At 73.1% G+C, this 13,372-nt stretch carries 12 protein-coding genes; 8 read left to right on the top strand and 4 right to left on the bottom strand.

The window, feature by feature from the left end; genetic code table 11:
- Positions 1 to 34 precede the first annotated feature (34 nt).
- From Dsi01nite_RS46885 to Dsi01nite_RS46865, 5 genes are all read left to right on the top strand, one after another.
- Entirely contained in the window at positions 35 to 1,222 is a 1,188-nt protein-coding gene (locus Dsi01nite_RS46885; protein WP_203852960.1) for an AAA family ATPase, read from the top strand.
- Between the two features lie 5 nt (positions 1,223 to 1,227).
- Positions 1,228 to 2,499 (top strand): vWA domain-containing protein, encoded by a 1,272-nt coding sequence (locus Dsi01nite_RS46880; protein ID WP_239136772.1) that lies wholly within the window; start codon positions 1,228 to 1,230, stop codon positions 2,497 to 2,499.
- A 65-nt stretch (positions 2,500 to 2,564) separates the two neighbouring features.
- On the top strand, positions 2,565 to 3,245 hold the full coding sequence (locus Dsi01nite_RS46875) for a YqeB family protein (RefSeq protein ID WP_203852958.1): 681 nt from the start codon (positions 2,565 to 2,567) through the stop codon (positions 3,243 to 3,245).
- On the top strand, positions 3,242 to 4,633 hold the full coding sequence (locus Dsi01nite_RS46870; protein WP_239136770.1) for a sensor histidine kinase: 1,392 nt from the start codon (positions 3,242 to 3,244) through the stop codon (positions 4,631 to 4,633). The genes Dsi01nite_RS46875 and Dsi01nite_RS46870 overlap by 4 nt, the downstream gene beginning before the upstream one ends.
- Positions 4,630 to 5,289, top strand: coding sequence for a response regulator (locus tag Dsi01nite_RS46865; RefSeq protein WP_203852957.1), 660 nt, complete (start codon positions 4,630 to 4,632; stop codon positions 5,287 to 5,289). Before Dsi01nite_RS46870 ends, Dsi01nite_RS46865 begins: the two co-directional genes overlap by 4 nt.
- A 154-nt stretch (positions 5,290 to 5,443) precedes the next feature.
- Here Dsi01nite_RS46865 and Dsi01nite_RS46860 read toward each other — a convergent pair whose 3' ends face one another.
- On the bottom strand, positions 5,444 to 6,364 hold the full coding sequence (locus Dsi01nite_RS46860; protein ID WP_203852956.1) for an SDR family oxidoreductase: 921 nt from the start codon (positions 6,362 to 6,364) through the stop codon (positions 5,444 to 5,446).
- Between the two features lie 98 nt (positions 6,365 to 6,462).
- On the opposite strand from Dsi01nite_RS46860, the gene Dsi01nite_RS46855 reads away from it, so the two are divergent.
- Positions 6,463 to 7,077 (top strand): TetR/AcrR family transcriptional regulator, encoded by a 615-nt coding sequence (locus Dsi01nite_RS46855; protein WP_203852955.1) that lies wholly within the window; start codon positions 6,463 to 6,465, stop codon positions 7,075 to 7,077.
- A 64-nt stretch (positions 7,078 to 7,141) separates the two neighbouring features.
- Positions 7,142 to 8,056 (top strand): proteasome assembly chaperone family protein, encoded by a 915-nt coding sequence (locus Dsi01nite_RS46850; RefSeq protein ID WP_203852954.1) that lies wholly within the window; start codon positions 7,142 to 7,144, stop codon positions 8,054 to 8,056.
- A gap of 125 nt (positions 8,057 to 8,181) precedes the next feature.
- On the opposite strand, the gene Dsi01nite_RS46845 is transcribed toward Dsi01nite_RS46850, so the two are convergent.
- On the bottom strand, positions 8,182 to 9,021 hold the full coding sequence (locus Dsi01nite_RS46845) for a phosphoribosylaminoimidazolesuccinocarboxamide synthase (protein ID WP_203853023.1): 840 nt from the start codon (positions 9,019 to 9,021) through the stop codon (positions 8,182 to 8,184).
- 71 nt (positions 9,022 to 9,092) lie between these two features.
- On the opposite strand from Dsi01nite_RS46845, the gene Dsi01nite_RS46840 reads away from it, so the two are divergent.
- Complete coding sequence (locus Dsi01nite_RS46840; protein WP_203852953.1) at positions 9,093 to 11,087, top strand: FAD-dependent oxidoreductase; 1,995 nt, start codon at positions 9,093 to 9,095, stop codon at positions 11,085 to 11,087.
- Here the strand turns inward: Dsi01nite_RS46840 and Dsi01nite_RS46835 are convergent.
- Positions 11,048 to 12,163, bottom strand: a complete 1,116-nt coding sequence (locus Dsi01nite_RS46835) for a D-alanine--D-alanine ligase family protein (protein ID WP_203852952.1) — start codon at positions 12,161 to 12,163, stop codon at positions 11,048 to 11,050. The genes Dsi01nite_RS46840 and Dsi01nite_RS46835 overlap by 40 nt on opposite strands.
- On the bottom strand, positions 12,156 to 13,283 hold the full coding sequence (alr, locus tag Dsi01nite_RS46830; RefSeq protein WP_203852951.1) for an alanine racemase: 1,128 nt from the start codon (positions 13,281 to 13,283) through the stop codon (positions 12,156 to 12,158). Before alr ends, Dsi01nite_RS46835 begins: the two co-directional genes overlap by 8 nt.
- Between the last annotated feature and the right edge of the window lie 89 nt (positions 13,284 to 13,372).

The following is a 13,372-nucleotide window of genomic DNA, read 5'->3' as shown; positions in this document are numbered from 1 at the left end:
GGAAATGTCGTACGTGGCCGCTACCGTGTCGCCCATGACCGCAGAACCCACGGCGCTGACGCTGCTCGCGGCGGCCGACGAGCTGCTCGCCGCGACCCGTTCGACCCGGGTGGAGCGCCGGGACAACACCCAGCTGGAAGCCCTCGCGCTCGCCGTCTCCGCCAACCTGCCGGTCCTGCTGTGGGGCGAGCCCGGCATCGGCAAGTCCTCGGCGTTGCAGCAGCTGTCCGATCGCCTCCAGGTGCCGATGGAGACGGTCATCGCGAGCATCCACGAGCCGTCGGACTTCGCCGGGCTGCCCGTCGTCGGTGACGACCCCGCGACACAGGGGGTGCCGATGGCGCCGCCGGACTGGGCGGTGCGGCTCGCGAAGCGCGGCTACGGCCTGATCTTCTTCGACGAGCTGTCCTCGGCGCCGCCGGCGGTGCAGGCGGCGCTGCTGCGGGTCGTCCTGGAGCGGCGCGTCGGCAGCCTCGAGCTGCCGCCAGCCGTGCGGGTCGTCGCCGCCGCCAACCCGCCGGCGAGCGCCGCCGACGGCTGGCACCTGAGCCCGCCCCTCGCGAACCGGTTCGTCCACCTGCACTGGACCCACGACCCCGCGGTCGTCGCCCGGGGCCTGGCCGGCACCTGGCCGACCGCCGACATCCCGAGCGTCGACCCGAAGCGGGCGGCGTCGGCGCTCGCCCGGGCGCGGGGCACGCTGTCCGGGTTCCTCACCGCCCGGCCGGGCCTCACCCACCACCTGCCCGCCGACGCCGAGGCCCGCGGCGGGGCGTGGCCGTCGCCGCGCACCTGGGAGATGGCGCTGCGGCTGCTGACGTTCGGCATGGCCAGCGACGCGTCGCGGGCCGCGCTGTCCACGGCGCTGATCGGCGCGATCGGCGACGGGGCCGGCCTGGAGCTGGTCAACTACCTCGACGAGCTCGACCTGCCGGACCCGAACCGGGTCCTGGCCAACCCCGACGCGTTCCAGCTGCCGACCCGCGGCGACCGGCAGCTGGCGTTCCTGACCGCGGTCGTGTCGGCCGTGCAGAGCAACACGACCCGCGAGCGGTGGGAGGCGGGCTGGACGGTGCTGAGCAAGGCCGTCGACGCGGGGGTGCCCGACGTGGCCGCCCGCGCCGCCGCCGACCTGGCCGCGATGCGTGAGAAGACCTGGCCGGTGCCGGCGACCATCGACGCGTTCATCGACATCCTGAGCCTGTCCGGCGCGCTGCGATGACCGCCGTGCCCGAGGTCGCCACGCCTGAGGTCGCCGCGCCCGAGGCCGCCGTGCCTGAAGTGCCCGCGGCGCGGGCGCTGGACCGCACGAAGCTGCTCGCGGCGCGCTACAAGGCGGCGATGCTGCGGCCGTATCTGGCCACGGCGCTGTATGCGCTGTCGGTGGTGCCGAGCCGGCACCTGGCGACGATGGGGGTCGACCGGCGGTGGCGGCTGTATGTGTCGCCCGAGTTCGTCGACGGGCACAGCGTCGAGGAGCTCGCCGGGGTGTGGGTGCACGAGGTGGCGCACCTGCTGCGTGACCACCACGGGCGAGCGGACCGGCTGCCCGCCGCGGACCGCGCCGACCACCTGCGGGTCAACCTCGCCCAGGACTGCGAGATCAACGACGACCTGATCGCGGACCGGCTCACGTTGCCGGCGTCGCGGGTGGAGCCCAAGACGTTCGGGCTGCCCGAGGGGCGGCTGTTCGAGGAGTATCTGGCCGGCGTGCCGCACACCCACGAGCACCTGGTGCAGTGCGGGTCGGGCGCGCACGGCACCCCGGTCGACGGCGAGGTCGGCGACGGGGCCGGGCCCGGCGTCCGCGACGTGGAAGCGGTCGCGATCCGCCGGCAGACCGCCGACGCGATCCGCGCCCACGTGCGGTCCCGCGGCACCGTGCCCGGCGGCTGGCAGCGCTGGGCCGACGAGATCGCCGAGCCCGTCGTGGACTGGCGGCGGCTGCTGACCGGTGCGCTGCGTCAGGCGGTCGCGTGGGCCAGCGGCGCGGTCGACTACACGTATGCGCGGCCCGGACGGCGGACCGGGGCGATGCGCGGGGTGGTGCTGCCGAGCCTGCGGCGGCCGCTGCCGCGGGTCGCGATCGTCGTCGACACGTCCGGCTCGATGGGCGCCGACGACCTGGCCGCCGCGCTGGGCGAGGTGACCGGCGTGCTGCGGACCGTCGGCATCCGGGGCAACCGGGTGACCGTCGTGGCCTGCGACGCCGACGTGCACGCCGTGACCCGGGTGGTGAAGGCGGAGCAGGTGGAGCTCGGCGGTGGCGGCGGCACCGACATGCGGGTCGGGATCGCCGCGGCGCTGCGCTCGCCGGACCGGCCGCAGATCGTGGTCGTCCTCACCGACGGCGGCACCCCGTGGCCCGACGAGCCAACCGCCTGCCGGCTCATCGCCGGGCTGATCGGGGCCAACCCGCCGCTGCCGCCGTCGTGGGTCGAGTCGGTGCACATCACCCCGAGCGGCGACAGCACCCCCAGCAGCCACAGCCACGGCTGATGGCGATGGACGCGTCGACTTTCGGAGACTGTCCGGGGGCGGCGGGGCTGCCTACCGTGAGTCGTATGGCGGAACACGAGCTGGGGCTCTCGCGCGGCGACCGGTGGCTGATCTGGGTCGGCTTCCCCCTGGTGGGGCTCGCCGTCGGGTGGGTGCTGCCGGTGCTGGCGCGGTGGCTGCTGAGCCTGCCGTGGGTGCCGTTCGGCGGGCCGCTGCGGCTCGTCGACGCGCTCGGCGCCGGGTTCGGCCGGGTCGCGCTGGTCGGCGCGGGCCTGCTGCTCGCCCTGGTCTTCGCGTTCGTCGCGATCCACGAGACGCTGCGGGTGACCGTCGCCGACAGCGGGCTGCGGCTGCGGCTCGGTGACACCGACCGCAGCGTGCCGCGGGGCGAGGTCTCGGCGGTGTTCGTCGACGGGCGGCACCTGGTCGTGCTCGACGGGGAGTCGAAGCAGGTGGTGCGGGAGCGGCTGGAAGGGGCCGGCGGTCCACGCGTGGCGGCGGCGTTCCGGGCGCACGGCTACCCGTGGCTGGAGCACGACCCGTATGCGAAGCTGTTCCGCCGCTGGGTCCCGGACCTGCCGGACCTGCCGGGCGCCGTCAACGCGGTCCTCGCCGCGCGGGCGGTCGCGTTGAAGAACAAGAGCGCCACCGACGCCACGGAGCTGCGCGACGAGGTGCAGAAACTGGGCTACACGGTCCGCGACGACGGCACCACGCAGCACTGGCGTCCCCTGGTGCGGTCATGAGCGCCGGCGGCGGCAGGACCTCCGGCAGCAGGGCGCGCAACATCGTCGTCGACGTCAGCGTGTTCGTGCTCTCCGCGCTCACGATGGTGGTCATCGCATCGCTGGCCCTGGACAACGGGACCATCAGCGACGAGCGGCTGCTGCTGTCGACGGCCGTGTCGGTGCCGACGCTGGTGCTGATGTGGTGGCGGCGGCGGTGGCCGGTGCAGGTAGCGCTGCTGCTGCTGATCCCGGCGGCGCTGACCGACTTCGTCGGCGCGGCCACGACGATCGCGGTGTTCACGGTGGCGGTGCACCGGCCGCTGCGGGTGGCGCTCGCCGTCGCCGCCGCGCATTTCGTCGTGCCGATCCCGCTGACGGTGCTGTATCCGGACCCCGACCTGCACTTCGTCGGCATCAACACGGCGGCCGTGATGATCCTCGCGCTCGTGGTCACGTGGGGGGTGACGGTGCGCACCCGGCGGGAGCTGATCGTGTCGCTGCGGGAGCGGGCCGTGCGCGCCGAGGCGGAGGCCGAGCAGCACGCCGATCTGCTGCGCGGGCTGGAACGGGAGCGGATCGCCCGCGAGATGCACGACGTCCTCGCGCACCGGATCTCCCTCATCAGCCTGCACGCCGGCGCCCTGGAGATCCGCCGGGACCTCTCCGGTGAGCAGGTCGCGGCGGCCGGGGGCACCATCCGGGCCAGCGCGCACCAGGCGATGGAGGAGCTGCGGGAGATCCTCGGCGTCCTGCGCACCAGCGACGACGACGGGCTGCGCCCCCGGCAGGACCTCGCCGACCTCGACGAGCTGATCGAGGAGGTCCGCCTCGCCGGCACCCCGGTCCACCTCGACAACCGGATCGCCGGCCGGCTCGACGGCCGGGGCGGCGCCGCCGGGCCGGAGACGCTGCCGGCCGCGGTCAACCGGACCGCGTTCCGGCTGGTGCAGGAGGGCCTGACCAACGCCCGCAAGCACGCCCCGGGCGCCGAGGTCGCCGTCCGCCTCGACCGGACCGACGGCGGCGAGCTGCACGTGTGGCTGCGCAACCCGCTGCCGGCCGAGCCGGTGCGCCCCGCGCTGCCCGGCTCCCGGTCCGGCCTGGTCGGCCTCGCGGAGCGGGTCACCCTGGCCGGCGGCCGGCTGCGGCACGGGCCGCGCCGCACACCACAGCCGGACCACACAGCACAGCCGGGCAGCACGGCGCAGCCGGGCCACACAGCGCAGCCGGGCAGCACGGCGCAACCGGGCCACACAGCGCAGCCGGGCCACACGGCGCATCCGGGCCACACGGCGCAGCCGGGCCACACAGCGCAGCCGGGCCACACAGCGCAGCCGGGCAGCACGGCGCAGCAGCCCGGCGAGGTCGGGTTCCACCTCGAGGCGTGGCTGCCGTGGCGGGCATGATCCGGGTCGTCGTCGTCGACGACGACGCGCTGGTCCGGGCGGGCCTCGCCATGGTCCTCGGCGGCAACCCCGACCTGGAGCTCGTCGGCGAGGCCGGCGACGGCGTGGCGGCCGTCCGGGTCGTGCGCGCCAACCGGCCCGACGTGGTGCTGATGGACATCCGGATGCCGCGGATGGATGGCCTCGCCGCCCTCGAGGCGCTGCGGGCCGAGGGGGTGCCGGCGGCGGTGGTGATGCTCACCACGTTCGACACCGACGAGCACGTGCTGCGGGCGTTGCGCCTCGGAGCGCACGGCTTCCTGCTGAAGGACACCCCGCCGCTGTCGATCCTCGACGCGGTCCGGCGGGTCGCGGCCGGCGAGCAGATGCTGTCGCCGTCCGTGGTGCGGCGCCTCGTCGAGCACGTGGTCCGCGACGACACCGCCGACCGCCGGGCCGCCGCGGACAGCGCCGTGCGGGCCCTGGAGGCGCTCACCCCGGCGGAGCGCAAGGTCGCCGACGCGGTCGCCGAGGGCCGGTCCAACGCGGAGATCAGCGCGGCGCTGCTGATGAGCGTGGCGACCGTGAAGACCTACGTGTCACGGATCCTCGGCAAGCTGGACTGCACCAACCGCGTCCAGGTCGCGATCCTGGTGCACGAGAGCCGCAGCGGATGACGCGCGGGTAGCAGTCCGCCCGGGTAGCGGTCAGCGCGTGTAACCGTCAGCGCGTGTAACGGTCAGCGATGATGCCCGGCCCCGGCGGTTCGGCGGTGGCGAGCAGACCGGTCGCGGTGCGCGCCCCGAAGCCGCGGCGGATGACGCGCAACCCTCAGCGCGTGTAACGGTCAGCGATGAAGCCCGGCCCCGGCGGTTCGGCGGTGGCGGGCAGACCGGTCGCGGTGTGCGCGCCGAAGCCGCGGCGCAGCGAGCGGACCTGCTCCTCCATGGCCGGGACGCTGGTTCGGGCCTGCCGTTCGATCATCCGCTCGGAGAGGCGGCTGTTGACGAAGGTGCGCAGCCAGTAGACGGCGGCGACGCTGCGCGGGACGAAGACCTTGCGGCGGCGGCGTTCGACGGCTGCGACGAACGCCTCGGCGCAGCGCTCCACGGAGGTGGTCGAGCCCAGCGGGGGCGGCAGCTTGCGCAGCGTCTCGCGGAAGGTGGGCATGTCGTCCTGGGCGTCGCGGACGAGATCGGTGTCGATCCACGACGGGTGCGCGGTGCCGACGCGGACGCCGTGGTGGGCGACCTCGAGCCGCAGGGCGTTGCCGAAGTGTTCGACGCCGGCCTTCGAGGCGCAGTAGGGCGCCATCCCGGGCAGCGCGGCGAAGGACGCCGCCGAGGCGACGATGAGCAGGTAGCCACGCGCCGCGATGAGGTGCGGCATGACGGCGGCGGCGGTGCGCATGACGCCGATGAGGTTGACCTCGACGGTGCGCACGAGGGCCTCGACGTCACCGGTGGCCACGGTGCCGCGGCTGGCGACGCCCGCGTTGGCGACGACGGCGTCGATGCGGCCGTGCGCGGCCACGGCCCCCTCGACCGCGGCCGCGAGACCGGCCTGGTCGGTGACGTCACACGCGAACGACACCGCGTCCAGTTCCGCGGCGAGGGCAGTGAGACGTTCGGGCTCGAGGCCGACGAGGACGACCTTGGCGCCGCGGGCCGCGGCGAGCCGGGCGGTGTGTTCCCCGATACCCCGCGCGGCTCCGGTGATGAGCACCACCTTGCCGGACAAGTGCTGCTGCACGTCAGGGCCTCCCGTCGGCGGTACCGTTCAGTACCAGGCAAACTAACACCCACGTACATTCTGGCGAAAGGCCAAGGAATGCGCATGACGAGCACCGCATGACGAACACCCGGACCGGCGCGGAGGTCCGCGAGGCGCTGACCGGTGGGCTGGCCGCGGCGATCGCCGACAAGGGCTACGCGGCGACCACCATCGCCGACGTGGTCATGCACGCGCGGGTGTCGAAGCGCACGTTCTACGAGCACTTCGCCGACAAGGAAACCTGCCTCATGGCCCTGTACGAGCAGGGATGCGGCTACCTGCTCGGCGTCGTGAAGAGCGCCGCGACCGGCGGCGGCACCTGGAAGAGCATGATCAACGACGGGGTGACCGCCTATCTCAACGCGCTGGAGGGCATGCCCGCGGTGACCCGCACGCTGCTGGTGGAGATCCAGGCGGCCGGCCCGAAGGCCTACCGGCTGCGCCAGCAGATGCAGCGGCGGTTCGCCGATACGCTGGTAGAAGTGGTGGACGCGGCCCGCGCCGCAGACCCGGCCATCCCGAAGCTGTCACAGCTGCTGGCGATCGCGCTGGTGGGAGGGGTGCACGAGATGATGCTGCAGGTCTGCGACCCCTACACGGGCGCTGGCGTGTCGTTCACGTCCCTGGCCACGGCGGTCGACGAGCTGGTCTACGCGATCCTCACGAATCCCTGGTCCGCCGGGATGGAATGATCGTGGCGCACGCCGGGTTGCAGCCACAAAGAAGCAACCCAGGACATGAGGAGGCTCCGTTCCGGTGCTCAACCCCAGCGAGCTCTACACGCTCACCGAGGACCTGCCGGCCGTCGACCGGCCGGTGCTCGTGCATGCGCTGACGGGCTTCGTCGACGCCGGCAACGCCAGCCGCCTCGCGCGTGAGCACCTGCTGACGGTCGGCTCGCCGCGCACCCTCGCGACGTTCGACCTCGACCAGCTCTACGACTACCGCAGCCGGCGCCCGGCGATGCTGTTCGTCGAGGACCACTGGGAGCACTACGAGCAGCCGCAGCTGCTGCTGCGGGTGCTGCGCGACGCGACCGGCACCGAGTTCCTGCTGCTGGACGGGCCGGAGCCGGACCTGCAGTGGGAGCGGTTCACGGCGGCGGTGATCGAGCTGATCGAGCGCTTCGACGTGCGGGCGACGGTGGGGCTGACCGCGATCCCGATGGCGGTGCCGCACACCCGCCCGACCGGGGTGACCGCGCACGGCACGAGCCGCGACCTGATCGCCGGGTTCGAGCCGTGGCTGCAGCGGGTCCAGGTGCCCGGCAGCGTGGGCAACCTGCTCGAGTACCGGATCGGCCAGCAGGACCGCGACGCGTTCGGCTTCGCCGTGCACGTGCCGCACTACGTGGCCCAGGCGGAGTTCCCGTCGGCGGCGGAGAAGCTCCTGGGCTGCGTGTCGGAGGCGACCGGGCTGCGGCTGCCGACGGAGGAGCTGCACGCCGCCGCGGAGTCGGTGCGGGCCGAGATCGACGTGCAGATCGCCCAGGCCGACGAGGCGGCGTCGCTGGTGCGGGCCCTCGAGGAGCAGTACGACGCCTACACCCGCGGCCGGGCCGGCAACAACCTCCTCGCCGACTCGCCGTCGCCGCTGCCGACGGCCGACGAGATCGGCGCCGAGCTGGAGCGGTTCCTGGCGGAGCAGACCCGCAACGACGAGAACCCGTAGACCAGGCATGCAGGCACTATCACCGAGCGTGACGAGCCTGGAGATCGACTTGGTCCGCTGGGGTACCGTGGCGTGAGAACGGTCGGCCGGCACCTCAGCACCCCGTCAGAACGAGGTGCATCCCGTCAGAACGCGGTGCCCGTCAGTCGCTCGTACACCTCGACGTAGCGGGCGCGGGTTCGCTCGACGACGTCCGGCGGCACCTCGGGCCCGGGCGCGGTCTTGTCCCAGCCGGCGGCCTGCGACCAGTCCCGCACGGACTGCTTGTCGAAGGAGTACTGCACGCGGCCCGGCGTCCACTGGTCCAGAGGCCAGAACCGGGACGAGTCCGGGGTGAGCACCTCGTCGGCGAGGATCAGGGTGCCGTCGGCGGTGCGGCCGAACTCGAGCTTCGTGTCCGCGACGATGATGCCGCGCTCCGCGGCGACGTCCCGGCCGCGCGCGTAGATCCGCAGCGTCAGGTCCCGCAGCTCCTCGGCGAGGTCCTTGCCGACCTGCTCCTGCACGTCGGCGAAGGTGATGAACTCGTCGTGCACGCCGACGGCCTCCTTCGTCGTCGGGGTGAAGATCGGCTCGTCCAGGCGGTCGGACTCGACCAGGCCGGGCGGGAGGGTGACGCCGCTGACGGCGCCGTCGCGCTGGTACTCCTTCAGGCCCAGCCCGGTGAGGTAGCCGCGGGCGATGCACTCCACCTGGACCACGTCGAGCCGGCGGCAGCGGATGGCCCGGCCGGCGAACTCGGCGGGCACGTCGGTCGCGGACAGCACGTGGTTGGGCACGATGTCGGTGAGCTGCTCGAACCACCACAGCGACAGCCGGGTGAGCACCTCGCCCTTGTCCGGGATCGGGGTGGGCAGCACCACGTCGTAGATCGAGATCCGGTCGGACGCGACCAGGATCAGGTCGTCGCCGTCGAGGTAGACGTCGCGGACCTTGCCGGAGTGCAACAGCTTCACGCCCGCCAGCCTAACGTTTAGACTCCCCTCAATCTCAGGGGTACGGCGACCCCGCCCAGCAGGCAAGGGAGCCCAGCAGCATGCCGTACACCCGCCGCAATGTGATCCAGGCAACCCTCCTCGGCACCGGCGCCGTCATCGTGTCCCCCGCGACCAGAGCGAGCGCGGCCGCGATCACCGCCGACCTGGTCGTCTACGGCGCGACGCCGGGCGGGCTCGCCGCCGCCATCCAGTTCCGCCGCTCCGGTGGCACCGCGGTCGTGGTGGAGGCCGGCACCCACGTCGGCGGGATGACGACCGCCGGGCTCGGTGCCACCGACACCGGCAACACGGCCGCGATCGGCGGCCTGTCGCACGAGTTCTACCGGCGCGTGTACGGCAGGTACAACGGCACCCCGGTCACCGCGACGTCACCGGCCCGGTTCACGTTCGAGCCGCACGTCGCGGCGGCCGTGTTCACCGACCTGCTCACCGAGGCCGGCGTGACCGTCCACGTGGGACGGCCTCTGGCGACGGTCACCAAGGCCGGCAACCGGATCGTGGAACTGTCCACCCAGGACGGTCAGGTGTACCGCGGGCTGATGTACGTCGACGCCAGCTACGAGGGCGACCTCCTCGCGAAGGCCGGGGTGGCGAGCACGGTGGGCCGCGAGGGCAACGCCCAGTACGGCGAGAGCATCAACGGCGTCCAGCTGCGCGACAAGCACCAGTTCACGAAGGCGGTCGACCCGTACGTGACGCCCGGGAACCCGGCCAGCGGCCTGCTGCCGGGCGTGAGTGCGGCCGCCCTGGCGCCGAACGGCACCGCGGACGGGAGGATCCAGGCGTACAACTTCCGCATGTGCCTGACCAAGGCGGCGGACCGGGTGCCGTTCCCCCGGCCGGACGGCTACGACGCGGGCCGCTACGCGCTGCTGCTGCGCTACATCGAGGCCGGCTACACCGGGCCGTTCTTCAACGCCGTCAGCGTCGGCGGCAGCAAGACGGACTCCAACAACGACGGCGCGTTCTCCACCGACGACATCGGCATGAACTCCGCCTACCCGACCGCGTCGTTCGCGGCGCGGGACACGATCGTCGCCGAGCACCGCACGTACCAGCAGGGCCTGATGTGGTTCCTGAGCAACGACACCCGGGTGCCCACCGCCATCCGTGCGGCCACGGCCGCCTGGGGCCTCGCCGCGGACGAGTTCAGCGGGACGGGTTTCTGGCCGCCGCAGCTGTACGTGCGGGAGGCGCGACGGATGGTGTCGGCCTACGTGATGACCGAGCACAACTGCCGGGGCACCGCCACGGTCGCCGACTCCGTCGGCCTGGCCAGCTACACCATGGACTCCCACAACTGCCAGCGCCTGGTTGTCGGCGGTGTGGCGAAGAACGAGGGCGACGTGCAGATCGGCGTGCCCGGGCCGTACCAGGTCAGCTACCGCTCGATCGTGCCGGTCGAGGCGCAGTGCGCCAACCTGCTCGTGCCGGTGTGCCTGTCGGCGAGCCACATCGCGTACGGGTCGATCCGGATGGAGCCGGTGTTCATGGTGCTGGGCCAGTCGGCGGCCGTCGCGGCGCGGCTCGCGCTGACCAACGGCGCGCCGGTGCAGCAGGTCAACGTCGCGACGCTGCAGAGCCAGCTGCGCGCCCTCGGCCAGCGAATTGACATTTCGGGCAATTCGGAAATCATTATTGACAGCCGCAGCTCGACCGGGGTCACGCGGGCCGGGACGTGGCTGTCGAGCACCTCGATCGGCGGGTACTACGGCAGCGACTACGAGCACGACAACAACACCGCCAAGGGCGTCAACCGGCTGCGGTTCACCCCCGCGCTGCCGGCGGCGGGCGCGTGGACGGTGCAGCTGCGGTGGACGGCGCACGCCAACCGGGCCAGCAACGTGCCGGTCGACGTCGTGCACGCGGGCGGGCTGAGCACGCTCGGCGTCGACCAGCGCACGTCCGGCGGGCAGTGGGTGGCGCTGGGCACGTTCCAGTTCACCGCGGGCAGCGCCGGCAGCGTGCTGATCCGCACCGAGCAGACCGACGGCTACGTGATCGCCGACGCGGCCCGGTTCGTGCGGGCCTGAGCACCGGCGCCACGGGCCTGACCACCGGCGCCACGGGCGATGGCGGTCGCGATCAGGACGTCGAGGAGGGCCGGGTAGTCCAGCCCGGCCACCCGGAACATCTGCGGGTACTGGGAGACGGCGGTGAAGCCGGGGAACGTGTTGACCTCGTTGATGACCGGCTCGGTGCCGAAGCGCAGGAAGAAGTCGACCCGCAGCAGTCCCCGGCACTCCAGGGCGCGGAACGTGCGCACCGCCAGGTCCTGCAGCTGCTCGATGATCGCCGGCTCCAGCTTCGCCGGGATGTCGAAGATGGTCGTGGGGTCGAGGTACTTCGCCTCGTAGTCGAAGAACTCGTGCTTGTCCGGGAAGCTGATCTCCAGGGGCGGGCCGACCTGCAGCGAGCCGTCGGGGTGCTCCAGGACGCCGAGGTCGACCTCACGCCCGTGCACCATCTCCTCGACGAGGACCTTCGCGTCGCTGGCGCGGGCCTCGGCGAGGGCGTCGTCGAGCTCGGCCCAGTCGTCGACCTTGGACACGCCGAGGCTGGAACCGGCCCGGGACGGCTTCACGAACACGGGCAGGCCGAGCCGCTCCCGCTCCTGCGGCGACACGGTGCCGGCGCCGCCGCGCAGGACCACGCCGTCGGCGACGGGCAGCCCGTCGGCGACGAGGATCCGCTTGGTGAACTCCTTGTCCATGCCGGCGGCGCTGGCGAACACGCCGCTGCCGACGTAGGGCAGGCGGACCATCTCCAGGACCGACTGGATCGTGCCGTCCTCGCCGTAGGGGCCGTGGATGGCGGGGAACACCACGTCGCACTCGCGCATCGCGCCGATCGCGTCGGCCAGGCTCGCGAGGGCGGGGGCGTCCGTCTCCTTGGTGAGGGCCAGCAGGCCCTCCAGGTCCAGGGCCTCGGGCGAGTCGGCGTCGCGGCCGAAGACCCAGGTGCCACTGGGCGTGATGCGCACCGGCACGACCTCGTAGCGGGCCCGGTCCAGGAACCGCACGATGCTCAGCGCCGACTTGCACGAGACCTCGTGCTCGCCGCTGCGCCCCCCGAAGACGACGGCGACGCGGATGCGACGTTCAGCCATGCGGTAGCTCCCCACTGCTCACATACGTTCGCGGCACCCGGGCGCCGATGCCGGTCAAGATCTCATGCGGGTTGGTCTGCGCCCAGGCCGCCCACTCTTCCACGGTCGGCTCGGCACCGTCGCCCGGCCCGAACAGCACGATCTCGTCACCGAGCGCCACCGGAAGGTCACCGGCGTCGACGACGAACTGGTCCATGGCGACCCGCCCGGCGATCGGGCAGCGCACCCCGCCGATCGCGACCGCGCCGCGGTTGCTGAGCAGGCGGGGCACCCCGTCGGCGTATCCGGCCGGGACCAGGACCACCGTCGTGTCGCGGTCCGTCACGTACTGGTGGAGGTACGACACCCCGGTGCCCGGCGGGACGCGTTTGACGTTGACGGCCCTGGCGCGCAGGGTCATCGCCCGGCGCAGCCCGGCGACGACGCCGTCGATCGGCTCGACTCCGTAGAGCGCGAGCCCGGCCCGGACCAGGTCGTAGTGGGCGGCGGGCACGTCGACGATCCCGGCGGAGTTGGCCAGGTGCCGCAGCTGCGGCTCGAGCCCCGCCTTCGCGGCGACGGCCAGGGCCTCCTCGAAGCGCTCCAGCTGCAGCGCGACCGACGGGTTGCCGGGGTCGTCGGCGGAGGCGAGGTGCGACCAGATCCCGCGGACCCGCACCGTGCCGCGCCGCTCCAGGTCGGCGGCCCGCGCGACAAGCGAAGGCCAGTCGGTCCAAGCGACCCCGTTGCGGGTCAGCCCGGTGTCGACCTTGAGGTGGACGGTGACCCCGGGCGGCATCGCGTCGAGGTGATCCGGCGTGGACACGGACAGGTCCACGCCGTGCCGCGCCGCCCAGGCGAAGTCGTCGTCGGTGCCATACAGCCAGGCGAGCACCGGCGCGTCGATCCCGGCGTCGCGCACTTGCCGGGCCTCGGTGATCGAGGTGACACCGAGCCAGGTGGCCCCGCTGGCCAGGACGGTGCGCGCGACCGGCAGCACGCCGTGACCGAAGGCGTCGGCCTTGACGACCGCCATGGTCGCCGCGCCCTGACCCTTTCCATGCCCAGCGAGACCGGACAGGAGCCGGGTATTGTGCGCCACGGCGTCGAGATCGACGACCGCCTCGGCCACTGGTCCCACGCGCCACCCCCTTGCCCGCCGATCATAGTCAGGGTGGAGCTAGCCCCACCCCGCAGACGGCGGCCAGGGCCGATGTGCCCGCCGGAGCG

This window comes from Dactylosporangium siamense, assembly GCF_016862795.1.
GTDB classification, from domain to species: domain Bacteria; phylum Actinomycetota; class Actinomycetes; order Mycobacteriales; family Micromonosporaceae; genus Dactylosporangium; species Dactylosporangium siamense.
Note: the sequence above shows the minus strand (reverse complement) of the source record. Positions and strands in the feature narration are given on the sequence as shown.